The organism is Streptococcus sanguinis SK355 (genome assembly GCF_000212855.1).
Classification (GTDB): domain Bacteria; phylum Bacillota; class Bacilli; order Lactobacillales; family Streptococcaceae; genus Streptococcus; species Streptococcus sanguinis_A.
Genome location: NZ_GL890993.1, coordinates 295,651 through 316,937 on the forward strand (window position 1 = coordinate 295,651; position 21,287 = coordinate 316,937).

Annotated in this window: 17 protein-coding genes; all 17 read right to left on the reverse strand. The window is 44.0% G+C overall.

Features of this window, described 5'->3' with window-relative positions; all coding sequences use genetic code 11:
* Positions 1-95: 95 nt before the first annotated feature.
* Entirely contained in the window at positions 96-980 is an 885-nt protein-coding gene (locus tag HMPREF9389_RS09820) for a transporter substrate-binding domain-containing protein (protein ID WP_002928009.1), read from the reverse strand.
* 15 nt (positions 981-995) lie between these two features.
* The gene (locus HMPREF9389_RS09815) at positions 996-1,997 is read right to left on the reverse strand and encodes a uroporphyrinogen decarboxylase family protein (RefSeq protein WP_002928010.1); all 1,002 of its coding nucleotides are present in this window, start codon (positions 1,995-1,997) and stop codon (positions 996-998) included.
* 87 nt (positions 1,998-2,084) lie between these two features.
* Entirely contained in the window at positions 2,085-2,285 is a 201-nt protein-coding gene (locus tag HMPREF9389_RS09810) for a hypothetical protein (protein ID WP_002928014.1), read from the reverse strand.
* Positions 2,286-2,340: 55 nt separating this feature from the next.
* Positions 2,341-3,387 (reverse strand): uroporphyrinogen decarboxylase family protein, encoded by a 1,047-nt coding sequence (locus HMPREF9389_RS09805; protein ID WP_002928016.1) that lies wholly within the window; start codon positions 3,385-3,387, stop codon positions 2,341-2,343.
* Between the two features lie 209 nt (positions 3,388-3,596).
* Complete coding sequence (gene glmS, locus HMPREF9389_RS09800) at positions 3,597-5,408, reverse strand: glutamine--fructose-6-phosphate transaminase (isomerizing) (protein ID WP_032906173.1); 1,812 nt, start codon at positions 5,406-5,408, stop codon at positions 3,597-3,599.
* Positions 5,409-5,759: 351 nt separating this feature from the next.
* The gene (gene gap / locus HMPREF9389_RS09795; RefSeq protein ID WP_002893859.1) at positions 5,760-6,767 is read right to left on the reverse strand and encodes a type I glyceraldehyde-3-phosphate dehydrogenase; all 1,008 of its coding nucleotides are present in this window, start codon (positions 6,765-6,767) and stop codon (positions 5,760-5,762) included.
* A 322-nt stretch (positions 6,768-7,089) separates the two neighbouring features.
* On the reverse strand, positions 7,090-9,171 hold the full coding sequence (fusA, locus tag HMPREF9389_RS09790; protein WP_002928022.1) for an elongation factor G: 2,082 nt from the start codon (positions 9,169-9,171) through the stop codon (positions 7,090-7,092).
* Positions 9,172-9,444: 273 nt separating this feature from the next.
* Positions 9,445-9,915: a 30S ribosomal protein S7 gene (rpsG, locus tag HMPREF9389_RS09785; protein ID WP_002893865.1), complete on the reverse strand. Its 471-nt coding sequence runs from the start codon at positions 9,913-9,915 to the stop codon at positions 9,445-9,447.
* 19 nt (positions 9,916-9,934) lie between these two features.
* A complete protein-coding gene (gene rpsL, locus HMPREF9389_RS09780) occupies positions 9,935-10,348 on the reverse strand; it encodes a 30S ribosomal protein S12 (RefSeq protein ID WP_002893867.1) in 414 nt (137 codons plus the stop codon).
* 215 nt (positions 10,349-10,563) lie between these two features.
* Complete coding sequence (locus HMPREF9389_RS09775) at positions 10,564-11,028, reverse strand: hypothetical protein (RefSeq protein WP_002928028.1); 465 nt, start codon at positions 11,026-11,028, stop codon at positions 10,564-10,566.
* A 21-nt stretch (positions 11,029-11,049) separates the two neighbouring features.
* Positions 11,050-11,865 (reverse strand): pur operon repressor, encoded by an 816-nt coding sequence (purR, locus tag HMPREF9389_RS09770; RefSeq protein ID WP_032906175.1) that lies wholly within the window; start codon positions 11,863-11,865, stop codon positions 11,050-11,052.
* A 95-nt stretch (positions 11,866-11,960) separates the two neighbouring features.
* Entirely contained in the window at positions 11,961-12,902 is a 942-nt protein-coding gene (locus HMPREF9389_RS09765; protein ID WP_002928031.1) for a 3'-5' exoribonuclease YhaM family protein, read from the reverse strand.
* Positions 12,892-14,148 (reverse strand): DNA recombination protein RmuC, encoded by a 1,257-nt coding sequence (rmuC, locus tag HMPREF9389_RS09760; protein WP_002928033.1) that lies wholly within the window; start codon positions 14,146-14,148, stop codon positions 12,892-12,894. The genes HMPREF9389_RS09765 and rmuC overlap by 11 nt, the downstream gene beginning before the upstream one ends.
* 1 nt (position 14,149) lies before the next feature.
* A complete protein-coding gene (locus HMPREF9389_RS09755) occupies positions 14,150-14,782 on the reverse strand; it encodes a thiamine diphosphokinase (RefSeq protein ID WP_002928038.1) in 633 nt (210 codons plus the stop codon).
* Positions 14,775-15,434, reverse strand: a complete 660-nt coding sequence (rpe, locus tag HMPREF9389_RS09750; RefSeq protein WP_002928040.1) for a ribulose-phosphate 3-epimerase — start codon at positions 15,432-15,434, stop codon at positions 14,775-14,777. Before rpe ends, HMPREF9389_RS09755 begins: the two co-directional genes overlap by 8 nt.
* Before the next feature lie 11 nt (positions 15,435-15,445).
* Positions 15,446-16,324: a ribosome small subunit-dependent GTPase A gene (rsgA, locus tag HMPREF9389_RS09745; protein ID WP_002928042.1), complete on the reverse strand. Its 879-nt coding sequence runs from the start codon at positions 16,322-16,324 to the stop codon at positions 15,446-15,448.
* Between the two features lie 234 nt (positions 16,325-16,558).
* A complete protein-coding gene (locus HMPREF9389_RS09740; protein WP_002928044.1) occupies positions 16,559-21,244 on the reverse strand; it encodes a Cna B-type domain-containing protein in 4,686 nt (1,561 codons plus the stop codon).
* Positions 21,245-21,287: the final 43 nt, after the last annotated feature.

Below are 21,287 nucleotides of genomic sequence, written 5' to 3' on the forward strand. Positions count from 1 at the left end.
AAACAGCATCAAGGTCAGCTTAGAAGCCACCAGCTCTGTATTTAGCTAGTTTCTCAGTCAGCCTTTGATTTTCCATGATCAGCAGACAACAGCCACTAATCCTTGTCCACATAAGAGAAGACATCTTCTCCGAAATACTTCTCCGATAGTTTAGCCAAGGTTCCGTCTTTTTCCAGTTCCTTAATTGCCTTCTCGTATGCCTTGGCAAATTTTTCATTTTTTTCGTTTTTATGAAGCAGGGGATAGGTCGGAATCCCCTTGTAAGGGAACCAAGTTAGTTGATCCGCATACTGATGGTAAGAACCTTCCTTGTCTGTCACAGCTTTTTCAAACGACAGCTTGATGTCAAAAAAAGCATCGTAGCGCCCTTCCAGAACCCAAGCATAAGCATCAGCAACCTTGAAGGTCTCTGCTGCAGTCAAATCAATGGGAGCACCGCTATGCTTTTTGTTATATTCTTCGATAACGGCCCATTGAGCATTCTGCGGAGAGATAGGTACCAGCTTACCCTTTTCCTTGGCAAAATCATCAATGGTCTTAAATTTTGCAGCGTCTTCCTTGCGGATAGTGAAACCGATAATGCTAGCACCGATTGGGCTTTCTGGAATGATGAACTTCTTCGCCCGCTCTTCGGTGTACCATGCTCCCTTGGTTCCAATATCATATTTCCCAGATTCCAGACCGACTAAAAGATCCTCGTCACTAGTACCAGTATATTCAAACTGATAGTCTGGCAGCTTTTCATCAATAGCCTTGAGAACAGCAACCTCATAGCCATCTGATTCTCCCTTTTCATCCACAAAGTCATAAGGAACATAGTTCTGTGTATGTGCCACTTTTAAAGTCGTGACCTTGCCACTGCCAGATGCAGAGCTGCTCGTCTTGCTAGATGAAGCACCTGTCAAGGTCCGCCCCAAATAAGTCGCTGCTACAATAGCAATCACTGCTGCTCCACCAATAATCCATTTTTTCTTGCTCATTCTTTCGTCTCCTTCTTATGCTAAGTTTGCTGCTTGGCGAACCCACTGAATCCGCTCTGTCTTAATATCGCTTGGAATAGTACAGTCAGCCCCGATAATCAAAGCGTCCTTGCCAGCCTCTGCTATCAGCCGCTTGGTCTCGTCTTTAATAGCCGCTTGACTGCCCGTGTAGAGCAGGCCGTCCTTGCCATTTTCAAAACCACCTAGGACAGTGCGGCCGCCAAATAATTTTCGTCCCTCCGCTAGGCTGATGCCTTCTGGCCCCACTGCCCAGTTGATGACTTGAGCTGGATAATCTGTGAAAAGATGAACATCGTTTCGCGCGCCTTCGTAACCGCAAATGTGCAGGATATTCACTCCGCCAGCCGCGTTGGCTGCTTCCAGCACCGCCAATTCACTAGGAGCAATAAAAGTCTTATAGTCTTCAGCTGACACCCGCGCATCCTGAATGCTCTGAACGCTGAGGTAGATTCCATCCGCACCAGCTTCCTTGATAATCCGCTCCGTCAGAGCCGCAATATCTTTAGCAATCACATCCAGCACCCGCTTCGTGAGCACCGCATCCTCTGCCAGGAAATCTGCAATGATATCGTCTCCTCCGGCAACCTTGCCGACCAACCATTTGAAATAGGTCACTGGCGCAAAAATATTGTAAATAGCGACCAAGTCCTCTGTAAAGCTAGCCCTAATCTTCTGAACCAGCTCTACCTGCTCACTAATCCAAGGGTGGTCAGCACCTAGCGGATCAATATCTGCCAACTCCTTGATAGATTGAACTTTTTTCAAGCGCTCGTTAGGATAGGCAAAATAACCATCACTCATCAGCTTGATAAAGTCTGGCTCGACTTCTGCCAGAAAATCTTGATGACCAGCCAGATTTTTATCAATAATGGCCTGATTTCCAAAACCAGCCAGCCACTCATCCTCGCTGGTAAAATGATGCCAGAAGCCAACTGGCACTCGGTCAACAGGCTCTCCTCTGAAAGCCTTCAGTACTAATTCTCTTTTTGAAGTCATCTTCTCTCCTTTTTTATTGTTCCTATCTAGCCAATGAGTTGTTTATTAGCTTTTTAATTAGGCTAATTCATCTTTTTAAGTACAATTCTAATCCGACAAGAGCAGGGCAGCGATATCATTGGGCTGCATCAAGCCAGTTGATTGCTCTGGCAGTTTCTTGAGCACCTGCAAATCATCTTCTTTTTTGTCTGAAGACTGGTGAGCATAAATCTGACTGATGCTCAGAAAGGTGCCTATTATCAAGAATATCAGAGCAAGAGCAGCAAGCCTTTTTTGATACCGATTCATCTATCTTCCTCCTTGAAAGAGTTGAAAATTGCTCTTTAGGGCTTTGGCAAGTCCGTCAGAACTGACTAGCTGCCTGACGAATCCAGTCCAGTCTTTCTATTTCGAAATCATCTGGTACTGTGCAGTCAGCCCCTAGAATCACTCCCTGGCTGCCAGCTGCAGCCAGCAGCCGCTTGGTCTCAGCCTCTAACTCTGCACGACTGCCTGTATTTAGAAGAGCTGCTCTGCCATTTTCAAAGCCTCCTAGGACAGTCTGACCGCCAAAGAGCTTGCGCCCTTCCGCTAAGCTGAGCCCCTCATGATGGGTTGCCCAGTTAAAGACTTGAGCCGGATAGTCTTTGAAAAGCTCCAAATCATTGCTAGCCCCTTCAAAGCCGCAGATGTGGAGAATATTCTGACCGCCAGCCGCATTTGCCGCTTCCAGGACCTTAACCGTACTAGGCTCAATATAACGACGATAACTGGCCGCATCTACCCGACCGTCTTGGACTTGCTGGGTACTGAGATAAATCCCCTCAATGCCCGCTTCCTCAATGATGCGTCTAGTCAAAATAGCAATATCACCGGCAATAACATCTAAAACATGTCCTGTCAGCTCGGGATCCTCTGCCAGAAAATCTGCAATTTCTCTATCTCCTCGTGACCCTTCCCGGCGGAACCAGCGCTTGAGATAGGAGACCGGCGCAAAGATATTGTAGAAGGAAGCGAGGTCCTCTGGATAGCTTTCTTTCACAGCCTTCACCATCTCAATCTGCTGCTCAATCCAAGGATGATGCTCTCCGATAGACTGGATAGCAGCCAAGTCCCGAATGGACTCAATATGATTCGAATAAAGCGTGCTGGGATACTTAAAGAAGCCATCGCTCATAATCTTGACAAAGTCTGGCCGTGCAGCTCGAACATAAGCAGCATGCCCCTCAACACTTTTATTGAAAATCACTGGATTGTCCAGGCCCAGCATCTTTTCCTCTTGGCTTACAAAGTGAAACCAGAATCCAACAGGCACTCGGTCAACTTCTTCACCCCGAAAAGCTCTCAGCACTAATTCTTTCTTGCTGACCATTACTTCCTCCTTCTTTGAATTTGTAATATATCTTACCATCCTCTCCTTCTCCTGGGAAATATATTTTCCCTATCAGCCTGATTAAAAATATTTATCAAAGCAAAATAAAAAAGCTAGACTAAGCTAGCTTTTTCAAGGCTTTTCAGACTCTGCTGAACAACCTTATTTTTTGTACCCTTTTTAGATAATGAGCATATATATTTTCTATGGACGAGATAGGTAATTTTTATAGGCAAATCCTGCTGAGCTTATTCTACAGTGACAGACTTAGCCAGATTACGCGGTTTGTCTACATCCAGACCACGGTGCAAGGTTGCAAAGTAAGCAATGAGCTGTGTCGGTACCACCATAGAGATTGGTGACAGATATGGGTGAACCTGATTGAGTACGATATCGTCACCTTCTTTGGCTACATTCTCTTCAGCAATAGTCAGCACCTTGGCACCCCGAGCTACGACTTCTGAAATATTGCCTCGTGTATGACTAGCCAAGACTTCATCAGAAAGCAGGGCCAAAACTGGTGTTCCGTCTTCAATCAGAGAGATTGTACCGTGTTTGAGCTCACCAGCCGCGAAGCCTTCACACTGGATATAAGAAATTTCTTTGAGTTTTAAGCTAGCTTCCATCGCCACATAGTAGTCTTGACCACGGCCGATATAGAAAGCATTGCGGGTTGTTTCCAGAAGGCCACGGACCTTATTGTCAATCAACTCTTTTTCTGACAAAGTGGACTCAATAGACTGCGCAACTAAGGACAGCTCGTGAACCAAGTCAAAGGCTGCCGCTTTTTCAGAAGCATTGGCATCGCCAACAGCTTTAGCCAAGAAAGCCAAGGTTGCAATTTGAGCTGTATAGGCCTTAGTAGAAGCAACCGCAATCTCAGGACCTGCATGCAACAGCATGGTATGATTGGCTTCCCGAGAAAGCGTAGAACCTGGAACATTGGTCACGGTCAAACTTGGAATACCCATCTGATTCGCCTTGACTAAGACCTGACGGCTATCAGCTGTTTCACCAGATTGGCTGATAAAGATAAAGAGAGGCTTCTTGCTAAGGAGCGGCATAGCATAGCCCCACTCAGAGGCAATTCCCAGCTCAACCGGTGTATCCGTCAGCTCTTCCAGCATACGCTTAGAAGCATAGCCAGCATGGTAAGAAGTTCCAGCTGCAAGGATATAGATACGGTCAGCTTCCTGAACAGCCTTGACAATATCCGCATCAACCGATATTTGCCCCTTATCATCTGTATAAGCGCTGATTAGCTTACGCATCACAGTTGGCTGCTCATCGATTTCTTTGAGCATATAGTATGGATAAGTCCCCTTACCGATATCGGACAGATCTAGCTCAGCAGTATAGCTTTCACGCTCCAGAGTATGCCCGTCATAATCCTGCACTTCCACACTGTCTTTACGGACAATAACCAGCTCTTGATCATGAATTTCCATAAACTGACTTGTCTCACGAATCATGGCCATGGCATCTGAGCAGACCATATTGTATCCCTCACCCAGTCCGACTAAAAGCGGAGATTTATTTTTAGCAACATAGATAACATCAGCATCTTCTGAGTCTACCAAAGCAAAGGCATAAGAACCACGGATAATGTGAAGAGCTTTTTTAAAAGCTTCTAAAACAGACAAGCCTTCTTCTTCAGCAAATTTGCCAATCAGATGCACAGCAATCTCTGTATCTGTCTGCCCCTTGAAGTCATGGCCAGCTAGATAAGTATTCTTAATATCAAGGTAGTTCTCAATCACACCGTTGTGAACCAAGACAAAACGGCCTGTCTGTGAAGTATGAGGATGGGCATTGTTTTCACTTGGTTTTCCATGAGTAGCCCAACGAGTATGTCCGATACCAGTAGTCCCAGAAACATCGATGCCAATTTTAGCATGTAGGTCAGCGATACGACCGACCGACTTGATCAGACTAGAAGTTTTCCCTGTTGTTACAAAAATTCCAGCTGAGTCATAACCTCGGTATTCCAGCTTTTCCAAGCCCTGCATCAAAATATCTGTTGCGTTGCGATTACCGACAACTCCGACAATTCCACACATAACGTTACTTCTGATTTCTAGCCTTAGAAACCAGCCCTTCTTATTAAAAATTGGTATAGTCTTCTTGGAGTCCAAAAACTCCAACAAAGCTAGTATACACACAGTTTTTCACTTTGTCAAGCATTAAATTGGTATAGTTTTCTTTAAGGAAAGTATGCTTGGATTCTCTCCTCACTAAACAGCCCCTTGAAGCATTTAGAAAAATGGACAAATGCAGTAAAAATGACTTTCTATATGACTAAAAATTTGGAAAATAGAAGAACAACATACCACAGCTCTGTCTTTGATGATTCTCACAAAGCAAGGTACAGAAAAAGAGACTCAAATGAGCCTCTTTCTTTTACCATTGAATTATTTAGCGATTTTCGCGAAGTATTCAAGAGTACGTACAAGTTGTGCAGTGTAAGACATTTCGTTGTCGTACCATGATACAACTTTAACCAATTGTTTGCCGTCAACATCAAGAACTTTAGTTTGAGTTGCGTCGAACAATGAACCGTAAGACATACCTACGATATCTGAAGATACGATTGGATCTTCTGTGTAACCGTATGATTCGTTAGCTGCTGCTTTCATAGCTGCGTTTACTTCATCAACTGTTACGTTCTTTTCAAGAACAGCAACCAATTCAGTAACTGATCCAGTTGGAGTTGGAACGCGTTGTGCAGATCCGTCCAATTTACCGTTCAATTCTGGGATAACCAAACCGATAGCTTTAGCAGCACCAGTTGAGTTAGGAACGATGTTTGCAGCACCAGCACGAGCACGACGAAGGTCACCACCACGGTGTGGTCCGTCAAGGATCATTTGGTCACCAGTGTAAGCGTGGATAGTAGTCATCAATCCTTCAACAACACCGAAGTTGTCTTGAAGTGCTTTAGCCATTGGAGCCAAGCAGTTTGTAGTACATGAAGCACCTGAGATAACTGTTTCAGTACCGTCAAGAACGTCGTGGTTAGTGTTAAATACAACTGTCTTAACGTCATTTCCACCAGGAGCAGTGATAACAACTTTCTTAGCACCACCTTTAAGGTGTTTTTCAGCAGCATCTTTCTTAGCAAAGAAACCAGTTGCTTCAAGAACGATTTCTACACCGTCAGTAGCCCAGTCAATTTGTTCTGGGTCACGTTCAGCAGAAACTTTAACGAATTTACCGTTAACTTCGAATCCACCTTCTTTAACTTCAACAGTACCATCGAAACGACCTTGAGTTGTGTCATATTTCAACAGATGTGCAAGCATTACTGGATCTGTAAGGTCGTTGATGCGAGTAACTTCAACACCTTCTACGTTTTGGATACGACGGAAAGCAAGACGACCGATACGACCGAAACCGTTAATACCAACTTTAACTACCATTCGTGATTTCCTCCTTATGAAAATCAAAAAATTTTTATGTGAAAAGAGTAACTTGAGTTGCTACAAATCACCTTTCAACATTTCTATTATATACTTAATTGAGGTAAAATGCAACTGATTTCATTGTTATTAACAAGTATTATGAATTCTTTCACTAACTTTCATTTCGACTTTCATTGATTTGAAAAAGCAAAGCAGTATCTTTTGAAAATGTAGAAATACAACTTACAAAATCAATCATTTCCCCTTTTTATTGAGGGGACAGTTCTCCAAAAATAGAAAAAGCACCCGCAAACGCGAGTGCCTAGGTTCAGCTCAAAGCTTAAGCTTCACCTTTATTTTTCTTAATGATTTCTTCTTGTACTGACTTAGGTACATCTTCGTAGTGGTCAAATACCATCATGAAGGTACCGCGTCCTTGTGATGCTGAACGAAGAACTGTCGCATAACCGAACATTTCAGCAAGTGGAACATAAGCACGAACGATTTGGCTGTTACCATGCGCTTCCATACCATCAACACGTCCACGACGAGCTGTTACGTGCCCCATAACGTCACCAAGGTTTTCTTCAGGAACAGTGATTGTTACCAACATCATTGGCTCAAGGATAGCAGGCTGAGCAGTCTTAGCAGCTTCTTTCAAAGCAAGTGAAGCCGCAACCTTGAAGGCTGTTTCAGATGAGTCGACATCGTGGTATGAACCATCGTAAAGTTTAGCTTTCACGTCAACGATTGGGTAACCAGCAAGGACACCATTTGCCATTGACTCAACCAAACCTTTTTCTACCGCTGGAATGAATTCACGTGGAACCACACCACCGACGATAGCATTTTCAAACTCAAAGCCTTTTCCTTCTTCGTTTGGTGTAAATTCAATCCAAACGTCACCGAACTGACCTTTACCACCAGATTGGCGCTTGAAGAATCCACGAGCTTGAGTAGAAGCGCGGAAAGTTTCACGGTAAGATACTTGAGGTGCACCTACGTTTGCTTCAACCTTGAACTCACGACGCATACGGTCAACAAGGACATCCAAGTGAAGCTCACCCATACCAGAGATAACTGTTTCACCAGTTTCAACGTTTGTTTCAACACGGAATGTTGGATCTTCTTCAGCCAGTTTTTGCAGGGCAACACCCATCTTGTCTTGGTCAGCCTTAGACTTAGGCTCAACCATCAATTGGATAACTGGTTCTGGAACATTGATAGACTCAAGGATGATTTTAGCTTTTTCATCTGTCAATGAGTCACCAGTAGTTGTATCTTTCAAACCTACGGCAGCAGCGATATCACCAGCGTATACTGTTTCGATTTCGTTACGGCTGTTGGCGTGCATTTGCAGGATACGTCCGATACGCTCACGTTTACCTTTAGAAGTGTTCAATACGTATGAACCGCTGTTCAAGACACCTGAGTAGACACGGAAGAAAGTCAAACGACCTACGAATGGGTCAGTCATAATCTTGAAGGCAAGAGCTGCAAATGGCTCTTCATCAGATGCAGGACGAGTTTCTTCTTCATCTGTATCTGGGTTGATACCTTTGATTGCTGGGATATCAAGTGGGCTTGGCAAGTAATCGATAACTGCATCAAGCATCAATTGAACACCCTTGTTCTTGAAGGCTGAACCACACAATACTGGGAAGAATTCAACATTGATAGTTGCTTTACGGATACCAGCTTTCAATTCTTCGTTAGTGATTTCTTCACCTTCAAGGTATTTCATCATCAAGTCTTCATCAGTTTCCGCAACTGCTTCCACCAATTTTTCACGGTATTCTTGAGCTTGCTCAAGGTATTCAGCTGGGATATCTTCTTCCAAAATATCTGTACCAAGGTCGTTAGTATAGATTTCAGCCTTCATCTTGATCAAGTCGATAATTCCGCGGAAGTCATCTTCTGAACCAATTGGCAATTGGATTGGATGAGCGTTTGCTTGAAGACGATCATGCAAAGTGCTTACTGAGTAGAGGAAGTCAGCACCAATCTTGTCCATCTTGTTAGCAAATACGATACGAGGAACTCCGTACTCAGTTGCTTGGCGCCAAACTGTTTCAGTTTGAGGCTCAACACCTGATTGTGAGTCAAGAACGGTTACCGCACCGTCCAAGACACGAAGAGAACGTTGTACTTCGATTGTGAAGTCCACGTGTCCCGGTGTGTCGATGATGTTTACACGGTGGTTGTTCCATTGAGCAGTTGTCGCAGCAGATGTGATAGTGATACCACGCTCTTGCTCTTGCTCCATCCAGTCCATTTGTGACGCACCTTCGTGAGTTTCACCGATTTTGTGGATTTTACCAGTGTAGTAAAGAATACGCTCAGTTGTTGTTGTTTTACCAGCATCGACGTGGGCCATGATACCGATATTACGAGTTTTTTCAAGTGAAAATTCGCGAGCCATTTGGTTATTTCTCCTATTAATTTATTTTACAGTTTATTATAACATTATTTAGCAAAAACGGATAGGCAGGACCTACCCGTTCTCAATGCTTATCTTGTTTTTGTTGGTCTCAACTTGTGAGATGATCAGTTGAATGATAGCTAAGAGCTGACCGAGCTCAATTGAACTCGGGCTAAAAGTCTGGAGAAAAAGATGAATCTCATTGGTTGCAATTGCAACCTGCTTCGATTCCCTATTTTCTCTGGGACTTTCTTAACGCTTTCGCCTCCTATATTACCAACGGAAGTGTGCGAAGGCACGGTTAGCTTCTGCCATACGGTGAGTGTCTTCACGTTTCTTAACAGCTGCACCAGTGTTGTTAGATGCATCCAAGATTTCTTTTGCAAGGCGGTCAACCATTGTGTGCTCACCACGTTGACGAGCAATAGTTACCAACCAGCGAAGGCCAAGTGTTGTGCGGCGTTCTGGACGAACTTCAACCGGAACTTGGTAGTTTGAACCACCGACACGGCGAGCACGAACTTCAAGTACAGGCATGATGTTTTCCATAGCTGTTTCAAATACTTCCAACGCATCGTTTCCAGTTGCTTCTTTGATTTGGTCAAAAGCTCCGTAAACGATAGAAGCCGCTGTACCACGCTTACCATCAAGCATAACGCGGTTGATAAGACGAGTAACTAATTTTGAATTGTAAAGCGGATCTGGCAATACTTCGCGCTTAGGCGCTTGGTTTTTACGACTCATTTATCTTTCTCCCCTTTCCTTATGCTTTTGGTTTTTTAGTACCGTATTTAGAACGGCCTTGTTTACGATCAGTAACACCTGCTGTATCAAGTGCACCGCGGACGATATGGTAACGTACCCCTGGAAGGTCTTTTACACGTCCACCACGAAGAAGCACCACACTGTGCTCTTGCAGGTTGTGTCCGATACCTGGGATGTAAGCTGTAACTTCAATCAGGTTACTCAGACGTACACGGGCAAACTTACGAAGGGCAGAGTTCGGTTTCTTAGGTGTCATAGTTCCGACACGGGTTGCAACTCCACGTTTTTGTGGTGAAGATACGTTTGTTTGAACTTTTTTATGGCTGTTGTAACCAACGTTCAAAGCTGGTGATTTAGATTTTTCTACTTTTGATTTACGCGGTTTGCGAACCAATTGGTTAATTGTAGGCATCTACATTCTCCTGTATTTTTTTAATTTTGGTGATGATACACTTGGTGACAGCTACCATCTACGTGTACTTTTGCAACATTTGTCAGCACGTCTCTGTACACTTTTGAGAGACCAAAAGTAAAAAGTACCGTCTATCATTATAGCACGACGATACTTTTCTGTCAATACATTTTTTCTATTTTAAGCTTATCTCTGCCTCTGAGATTAGCACTAGGTTACTGCTGCGGCTGAGCCACTGCTTCTTCTGATGCAGCAGCTGGATTTTCATAAACACCAGTCTGAGCCCCTTCTGGGTCAATCAGGACAGCTATTGCATGAATACGGCTTTGGAATCTAGCCTTAGTAGCTGCATCCTTGACCTTCTCTGCTGCAGTCTTAGCTAGCTGCAAATCTTCCAAAGTTTGCATGGTTTCAAGCTGTTTAACTGCTTCTTCTGCGGCCTGAACTGCTTTCTCCTCTTCCTGAATTTCTTTTTCCTGTGCTTCTTTTTGCGCAGAAGACAGTTGTAAGGAAGAGCTGCTTGATGCGATGCTCGCAGCTGAACTAACTGAATTCCTATTGGAATTAGACTGTCGCTGCACCAAAATCATGCCAGTAATCAGAATCCCAAATAAAATCGACAATACTCCTAAACGAATCCACAGCGGACTGTGGTCAAACTTTTCTAAAACTGTTTTCATCTATAATCTCCGCCCTTTTCCCTAATCAAATATATTTCCAATTTCCACATCAATGGTATTCGCCTTGACATCAATATTGGTTACTTTCAAGAGCGATTTATAGTCCAGATAATCGCGGTTGGCCTGCGCATTGTCCGCAAAGACAGCTACACCTGCCAACTCAGAGTCAAACTCAGATAAGAGGCTAATCATCCCTGTAATGGTTCCCCCGCCTTTGAGGAAGTCATCCACAATCAAGACGCGACTACCGGCCTTGAGACTTCGCTTGGACAAGAACATCTTTTCGATACGATCTCCGCTGGAGCCCGATACGTAGTTGACACTGACCGTTGATCCTTCTGTAATCTTTAAATCCCGACGAACGATGACAAAAGGTACATTAAGTACGTTGGCTACGGCATTGGCCAAAGGAACCCCCTTAGTCGCAACTGTCATGACTGCATCAATCTGTTGATCTTTAAAGCTTTTGGCAATAATCCGTCCGATATTATTCAAAATGGATGGAGTACTGAGTAGGTCCGATAGGTAAATGTAGCCCCCCGGAAGAATCCGATTGCTTTCAGACAGCTGATCACAAAGACCTTGCACAATGGTCTTAGCTTCTGCATCTGAGATGGACGGGCTGAAAATCACTCCTCCACCGGCACCAGTAATCGTTTCGATGGTCCCAATTTCAATCTCTTCAAAGGCTCGCTTAATAATGACAATATCTTCTGAAATAGAAGATTTGGCAGATTCGTATTTTTCTGCAAATGTATTTAAGCTCGTTAATTCATAAGGATGGTTAATCAAATAATTAGAAATAACCACCATACGCTCACTTCTTCTTAATTTCATTTTTTCACCAATTAAAGTTATTTTATTCATTATACCACAACAGAAACAAAAAAACGAACATTCTTTTCCAAGTAATGTCCATTTTTCGTATTTTACTATTCAAGTTTTGGTTTGTAGAAGGAACGGCCTTCAAGAGCGAATATTTTATTGCTCATTTCACCTGGATCTACAAGTCCTAAGGCAGCAGTCATCATCATCATCTCCGCATCCAGATTATCAATCATGTGCAGAATCTCCGCCTCCATAATCTTAGGCCGGACAGGACTGCCATATTCCAAGAGACCGTGGTGGCTGAGAAGCACATGCCGCAGGACGATTACTTCTTCTTTGCTGTCATCAATTTTCAGCTCCATCAGGGTCTTGGTCAATTCTTCATCAATCAAAGCGATGTGCCCAATCAGATTGCCTCGCACGGTGTACTCGGTATTTTCTGGACCACTGAGCTCAATGACCTTGGCCAAGTCATGAAGCATAATCCCCGCAAAAAGCAAGCTTTTATTAAGCTGAGGATAAATGTCTCCTATAGCATCTGCCAGCTTGACCATAGTAGCTGTATGAAAAGCTAGACCAGACTCAAAAGCATGGTGATTGGTCTTAGCTGCTGGATAAGAATAAAACTCCTTGTCATACTTGCTATAAAGCGAGCGCACCACGCGCTGCCAGACCGAATTCTCAATCTTGAAAATCATTTGAGATAAATAGTCTCGGATTTCTTTCTGGTCTACTGGCGGTTTTTCCTTGAAATCCGCTGGATCATTGGGCTCTCCAGCCTTAGGAAGGCGCAGGGTCAGTTGATTTACCTGAGGCGTGTTATTGTAGACTTCCCGCCGGCCTTGCATGTGTACGACCTTACCAGCTGTGAATTCTTCAACATTATGTGGCTGAGCATCCCAAAGTTTACCCTCGATCACTCCTGTATCGTCTTGGAAAGTGAAGGCCAGATAATTTTTCCCAGCCCTTGTCTGACGGACTTCTGCTGACTTGATCAGATAGAAACCTTCAAACAGTTCATCTTTTTTCATTTGATTAATCTTCATTGTTTTCCCTTTCTTCTGAAAAATCAAGTAAGTTCAAATCGAGGTCTTGGTCAGACAGCTCAATATGGCGTAAGGTTCTTTCGATAGCTCCTGTCCTACGGGTTAAGAGTTCATCAATATTGCCCGAAGCATGCTGCAAGTGCTTTTGTGCCTTGGTCAGAATGCCACCGAACTTGTTAAACTCGGATTTGACAGAACCCAGAACCTTGCTGATGTCGTCCGCACTTTTTTGGATATTGAGCGTTTTAAAGCCGACAGACAGTGAATTGAGCAAGGCAGATAGGGTTGATGGTCCCGCTACCACAATCTGCTCCTCACGTCGCAAACTGTCAAAAAAGGCTGGGTTGCGGACCACTTCCGAATAGAGACCTTCCGTTGGCAGAAACATAATTCCAAAATTGGTCGTAGCTGGTGGTGCCAGATATTTACTCTTAATATCCTTGGCAAAGCGTTTAACACTTGCTAAGAGAGACTTGCGGTAGAGCTCAATCTCTTCCTTGCTGCCAGACTCATAAGCATCTTCCAAACGGTAGTAATCAGCCAGAGGAAACTTAGAATCAATGGGCAGATAGACATATTCATCCTCTGTCTGTCCCGGCAGTTTAATAGCATATTCAACACGCTCACTGGAGCCGGCCACCGTCACAAACTCTCGCTCATACTGACTGGCCGTCATGATGTCCTCGATAATCTGGCCTAGCTGCAACTCCCCAAGAATCCCCCGAGTCTTGGTGTTGGATAAGACCTTATTCAGTGTACCGACATCTCGAGCAACACTCTGCATTTCTCCCAGGCCACGATTGACAGACTCCAACTGCTTAGAGACGGTCTCAAAAGAAGTCTGAAGACGAGTCTGAAGTGTTTTCTCCAGTTTTTCTTCAACAGTCTGTCGCATCTGTTCTAGACGGGTTTCATTTGACTCTTGGATTTGCCGCATACGCTCGTCAGTTTTATCCCGATTCTTGGTCAGGTTGTCACTGATTTCCAAGCGCAGCTCTGTCAAGTTGCGGTGCAAATCTGTCCTGACCTCGCTCAAACGATCTCCCAGAGCTAATTCCAGCTCTTTCTGAGCCGTTTGCTTTTTCTGGCTTTCCTGCTCCAAGCGATAGTCCAACTGATCCGATAGATAATCTGCCTGATTTTCCAAGACTTGCTTTAGCGTCTCAGTCTGCTGACTGAGCTTTTGCCATAGGAGAAAGGTCAGCACTAGGTTTCCTAAAAGAATGAGGATAATTATAAACTCCATATCAGCTCCTGTCTTTGCTGTAAATGACGACTGTATAGCCGCTATCAAAGTTCAAATAAATGGGCTTATCTATAAATTCGTTAGAAGCATACACTTTTTTGAAAAAAAAGTTATCTTTATTGAGCGGATATTTGGCGCCCTCAATCGTTAAGGCAGCATCATCCGACGGCAGAAAGGCCAGATAGCGCATACCAGCTACCGGTTTGATTTCATGGCGACCCTTGGGAACATAGGTCAGCAGATTCTGTTCGTCTTCCAGAAAAATCTTCTCCATATATGGTGCAATTTTTTCATTACTGGGCAGGAAGACATTAGCCAAGGCATGATCCAGACGGCCGCCAAAGGCGCCGAAAATGGTCAAACGGGCATCTGGATACCGTTCAAAACAAGCCAGAACAGCTAACTCCAGGTCTGTATCATCCTTTTCAGGATGGGCCTGAACGACTTCCTTGACACTATCTTTTATGCGCAGCAACTCCTCCTTGGTCACAGAGTCAAAATCCCCGACAGCCAAATCAGGACAAACTCCCTGCTCAAGCAGAAAAAGGCTTCCACGGTCTACTCCGACCAACACATCAAAATCTAAGCTAAAATGCTCCAAGTTTCCGCCAGCAAACAGCGCAACCTTAGTCATGTAGGGCATCCCGTAAGGTTTGGACTTGATGATTGACATCACCTTTGAAGACATAGCTGCCTGCTACGAAGACATTGGCACCAGCTTCCTTAGCAATTCCTATCGTCTTATCGTCAATACCGCCATCCACTTCAATATCAAAATTCAGCTGATTAACTTCGCGCAGAACGACCAATTCGCGAATCTTATCCATGGTTTCTGGCAGAAAGGCCTGGCCGCCAAAGCCTGGATTAACTGTCATCACAAGGACTTGGTCAACCAGATTTAAAACATTTTTGACTGCTTCGACTGGAGTTCCCGGGTTAATCACAACACTAGGCTTGACTCCCGCTGCTCGAATCTTCTGTAGCGCTCCGTGGATATGTGGCGTCGCTTCGGCATGGATGCTAATGATATCTGCACCAGCACGAGCGAATTCTTCGATATGGTGCTCAGGATTGGAAACCATCAGATGGCAGTCAAAGACTAGCTTGCTGTGAGGACGCATACTGGCAACAACCCCAGCTCCAAAGCTGATATTGGGTACAAAATGACCATCCATAATATCAATATGGGCATACTCAGCACCTGTCGCTTCTAACTTTTTCAATTCAGATTCAAAATTAGCATAGTCCGCACTTAAGATTGAAGGGGCGATTTTGAATGATATCATAGTTCTTCTCCTTATTTAGAATTTTTTTTGGCAACTTTTTTATAGGTTTCCCGACGATTCTCGATCTCGCTGAGAAACTGTAGGTAATTATCAAAGCGGAATGAAGCTATCTGGCCGGACTCAACTGCTGGCTTGACAGCACAAGCCGGTTCATGGGTATGGGTACAGGTACGAAACTTACAGGACTGGCTGAACTCAACAATCTCTGGAAAAGCTTGATTGAGATCTTCAGCTGTACTCACCTCGTAATCCAAAGACGAAAATCCTGGCGTATCGGCAATCTTCCCACCGTTTAGATTGTAAAAGCTGACAGCCCGTGTCGTATGGCGACCTCGACCCAGACTTTCAGAAATCTCTCCTGTTTCTAACTCTAAGTCTGGGGCGATTTTATTGAGCAGGGTGGACTTTCCGACCCCAGTCTGTCCCATAAAAACAGTGATTTTTCCTGTCAAAAGCGGCAGCAACTGCTCGGGACTCCTAAGAACTTCATAGCCGATAGCCTGATAGACATCCACATAACTATCCAAGCTCCGCTCGTCCTCTAGCAGGTCTAACTTGCTGATGTAGATAATAGGATGAATCCGCTTATGCTCTAAAAGTACCAGAAAACGATCTAACAGATTGGTATTGAAATCCGGCTCTTTCGCGCTCATGATTACAACCGCCTGGTCAATATTGACAATCGGAGGGCGTACAAGACTGTTCTTTCGCTCTGCTATTTTTAAAATATAGCCTTCCGAGTCTTTTTCAGCTGAAAATTCGACTTCATCACCAACATAAGGCGTCTGTCCTTTTTTGCGAAAATTACCCCGCGCTCTGGTTTGATAAACCTGTCCGTCCGACTCCACATAATAGAAACCAGCCAGAGCCTTAATGATTTTTCCTTGCAAGATTGCTCCTTAAAAGTTAATACACTCATTATAACAAAAAAAGCGAGATTTAGCTTGCTTGTTTTGCATAGAAGACATTTCTTAAGGTTAGGTTCATTTTTCATAGAAAGCAGTTGTTTTAAAATACTTGAGATGAAACTGACATGATAAAAGCGAACAAGCTCAAAAGAACCTGTTCGCTTTTTCATATCGAATGAGATATTTACTGTGCCTTTCAGTAAGTCACAAAACTGATTAGCTGCGTTTCGCCTTAGCCATCAGCATTCCTCCTGCGAGAAGCGCTGCTAGGAAGCCAAGAATAGTAACAAGAAGACTTTCTTCCTGTCCAGTACGAGGAAGAGCTTTTCCTCCGACTTTCGGAGCTTGACCGCCTGGCTTATTAGGTAAAACCTCTCCTTCAACTGCCACTTTCTTAGTAGGGATATGACTGAAGGTCAGCTGAGTACCGTTGATCTCAAGCTTGTAGTCATCTACTGGATCAGCCGCAACGCTATAGACAATTTCCTTACCGTCCTTGTACTTAGGAAGGTTGCTAAAGTTATACTGCCAACCATTTTCTCCTGACACAACCTCTTCTTTGATTGGTTTGCCATCTGCCAAGAGTCGAACAGTAATCTTAGAAGGTCGAACCTTATCTTGATTTTCAGCATCTGACCATACCGCAGTTCCCTTAACAGCAATCTGGGTTGGTTTATAGCTATTAGTCAAAGTGAAGCTGCCATCTGTTGCTTGTTCTTGGCTGCTGCTATAACCCTCAACTGTCACTTCTTCAAGGACTGTATAGTTGATTTTCTTGCCCTTCTTATTCTTAGGCAGATCCTTAGACTCAAACTTCCAGTCAGTAGCAGCTGTTACTTCCAGCTCATCTACCACCTTATCTCCGTCCAAAATCTTGACCTTGATAGATGCTGGGCGCTTGCCATCTTGGTTATTTGCATCATCCCAAACCTTTTGACCAGAGACTTTAACGGTTTCTGGAGTGTAGGAGTTGGTAACGGTGAACTTATCAATCTTAGTTTCATACTGAGCAACGGCATCTTCAGTAAGTGTGTAGACAATCTCTTGACCATTTCTATATTTAGGCAGGTCTTTAGATTCAAACTTCCATCCATTAGCAGCTGTTACTTCAAGTCTATCAACAACTGTGCTTCCATCCATTACTTTAACTGTAATAGATGTTGGGCGTTTGCCGTCTTGATCGTCTGCATCATCCCAGACTTTCTGACCAGAAACTTTAACCTGCTCAGGAGTATGAGAGTTAGTGATTGTCTGACCTTCTACTTTCGGACTATAACCTTTTTCTTTCAAAGCGGCTACTGTTGCATCATCCTCTTTGACAGAGTAGGTGATCTCCTGTCCCTTGTCAAACTGAGGCAGATTGGTGAAGCTTGCTTTCCAAGTGTTAGCAGCTGTCTCATTATCAGCCGTCAAGGTTAATGTCTTACCTGCGACAGCAACTGGCTCTTTACCATTTACTGAGCTATACAGTTGCACTGTGATAGAAGCTGGACGCTTACCGTCTTGGTTATTAGCATCATCCCAGACCTTCGTAACAGCATACTCCGTACTTTGAGGAGTGTAAGAATTAGTAATGGTGAACTTATCAATCTTAGTTTGATATTCCGCAACTGCTTCTTCAGTAACAGTATAGGCAATCTCTTGACCTGCTGCATACTTAGGAAGAGCTTTAGACTCAAACTTCCAATCGTTAGCAGCTGTTACTTCCAGCTCATCTACGACAGTATCGCCATTTTTCACCTTAACCTTAACAGAAGCCGGGCGCTTGCCATCTTGGTTATCAGCGTCATCCCAGACTTTTTGACCGGAAATCTTGATCATCTCTGGAGTGTAAGAGTTGGTAACTGTGAAATCTTTGATTTCTTTAGTGTAGCCAGCCACATCATCTTCCTCGATAGAGTAATCAATCTTCTGACCATTTTCATAGACTGGCAGATTTTCAAATTTGGTTTGCCATTGATCAGCAGCGGTCACTTCCTTGCTAGCGACTTCTGTCTTGACACCGCCGACGGTCTTCATCAGCTTAATGCTAATCTTAGTTGGACGCTTGCCGTCTTGATTGTCGCTGTCATTCCAAGTCTTGCTGGCAGTGATTTCTGTCTTTTCTGGTGTATAAGAGTTAGTGATATTGTAGCCATTGAGACTGGTTGAATAACCTGGTACAGCTTCTTCCGTTACTGTATAGGTAATTCGTTGGCCATCCTTGTAGACTGGCAAGCCAGTAAAGTTGTAAGACCAGCCTTCTGCCTCTCCGACTGTTTGAGTATTGACTTTTTGACCGTCAGCTAGCAGATTAACTGTGATAGAAGCTGGACGTTTGCCATCTTGGTTATCGCCATCTTCCCAAGTCTTGCTTCCAGACACAGTCGTTGTCTCTGGAGTGTAAGAATTAGTGATGTTGTAACCATCTACTTTACTAGTATAACCTGGTACAGCTTCCTCACTTACGGTATAAGTGATTTCTTGACCTGCTGCATACTTAGGCAGAGCCTTGGACTCATACTTCCATTCGTTAGCAGAAGTCACATTTTGCTCATCAACAACCGTATCACCATTCAGAATTTTAACCTTAACAGAAGTTGGACGCTTACCATCTTGGTTGTCCGCATCATCCCACTTCTTCTGACCAGAAATCTTGACCGTTTCTGGAGTGTAAGAGTTGGTGATGTTGTAGCCATCCACTTTGCTTGTGTAGCCTGAGACAGCTTCTTCTGCAACAGTATAAGCAATTTCTTGGCCTGCTGCATATTTAGGAAGAGGATTGGATTCATATTTCCAACCATTAGCAGCCGTCACTTCCTGCACATCGACAACATCTTGGCCTTTCAAGATCTTGACTCTAACAGCATTTGGACGCTTGCCATCTTGGTTTTCCGCATCATCCCACTTCTTCTGACCGGAAATCTTGATGGTTTCTGGCTTGTAAGTGTTGGTCACTACAAAGCCGTCAGCAGCATTGCCAGTTACCTGAGATTGATAGTGAGGGACCGCGTCTTCTTCCAGAGAATAAACAACTTCTTGTCCCTTTTCATATTTGTTCAAGTTGGTGAACTCGGTTGCCCACTGGTCAGCTTCGGTCAGAGTTCGATTCGCAACTTCTGATTTCTGACCGCCGACTTCTTTATAAAGTTTGACAACAACATTGGCAGGACGTTTGCCGTCTTGATTTTCAGCGTCATCCCATTTCTTGCTGGCTTTGATAGCGATTTTCTCTGGCGTACGACTATTGGTAACAGTGAGATTTTCCTGATCTACTTCTGGAGCATCGTAGCCATCAAGCTGATCTTCACCGATTGTATAGGTGATTTTTTGACCGCTTGCATCAAAGATTGGTAAATCAGTTGTCTGAGCTGTCCACTCCGCATCTGTACTGCCACCAGTTACGGTCACTGTCTTATCAGCCAGCTTTTGACCGTTAGCGTAGACATCTACAGCAATAGAAGCTGGACGCTTGCCGTCCTGATTGTTTTCATCTTTCCAAATTTTCTTGACTGTCAGCTTTTTGCTGGCATTTGGATCAACCGTGTTCTTGACTGTCTTAACCGCTCCATCAGCCTTGATAGTCACCTTCATCGGATTGCTGTCCAGTACATAGCCTTCCGGAGCTGTTACTTCTTCTACTGTGAATTGACCTTTCTTGATTTCTTCACTTGAGAAAGGTTGTGTAGAAACCCGACCGTTAGCATCTGTCGGCGGCAGAGTAATCTCTTCACCGCTAGGAGTTGTCACCTTAAAGACAGCACCTTCCAGCATTTTGCCAGTCTTAGAATCTTGCTTGTAGAGAACCAGACTGTTGCTGATATCAGCTGTGATGACACCGCCCTCTGTAATCCGGCTGCTGCGCTCTATCGTAGAACTCGTCTGACTAGGACGATCGTCTCTGAATGGCAGTTTTGTATTATCAACTTCCATCTCAGCCGTATTGGATACTAAAGAACCATCAGCTGGTGAAGTTGTCATATAGTTCAACATAAAGGCACGATTGCCTGGGTTATTGATGGTTAGAGTAAACTCAGTATAAGTGTCATTATAGGCAACCGTATAATCTTGACCTTCTTTCAAGATAACAGAATTCGCAATACTTGATAAACTCTGCGTGTACTCCCCTTGGCGAAGGACAAATTGCTCCGGAACGAATTGCATTGGTGCACTGCTATCTGGAATGACATCCTTGATAACAATCGGAGAGTTATAGGTCTTTTGCTGAGTATTGATACGCACAGTCCAGTTGTGCGAGTAGTCACCGCTCTTACCAAGAATAGCCGAATTATATGGCTTCTTAGCAATGACTCCTCCAATCTTAGCGTAGTTTTCACCGGCTGTTGAAAAACTGCTCTGTTTGCGCTCGTTAATGGTTACCTTATGGCTCATCGCGCCTTGAGTTTCCTCAGGCTTATAATTCCAGTCCTGATCAGCGCCTACTGTCGTCGCCTGAAAGTCAAAGAAGAAACTTCCTCTTACTCCACTGGCAGTCGTCTTCGATCTATAATCTGCCAAATTCTGAATAGTAACCGTGATCAGACCGCCCTTACCTGAACCATTCGATGTCATCTTAGCAGCTCCGAGCTGGACCTGCGTTTCATTATCTGTCAGGGTAAAGGTTGTACCATCAGCAATGGTTGCACCGTTCGGTACTGTAAAGGTAAAGGTATCCCCATCCTTGAGCTTGTTATCGTAAGCAGACAAATCAAAAACTAGCTCATAACGATAATTTCCCCCTTGAACCAAATTGTAAGCACCGTTAACCTTGGTTGCTTCGCGGCCATTAGAGTGGTCCCAGATTTTAATATCTGTGATTGCATTCTTCAAAGCATCCGCTTGAGCAGTTGCTGTAAACAGCTTCAAATCCAGCAAAAACAGAAGGGGCAGCATCAAAAATAGCAGCCATTTTTTCAGTTTCATAACATTCTCCTTTTTTATTTCGTTACCTAAATAAGTAATTAAT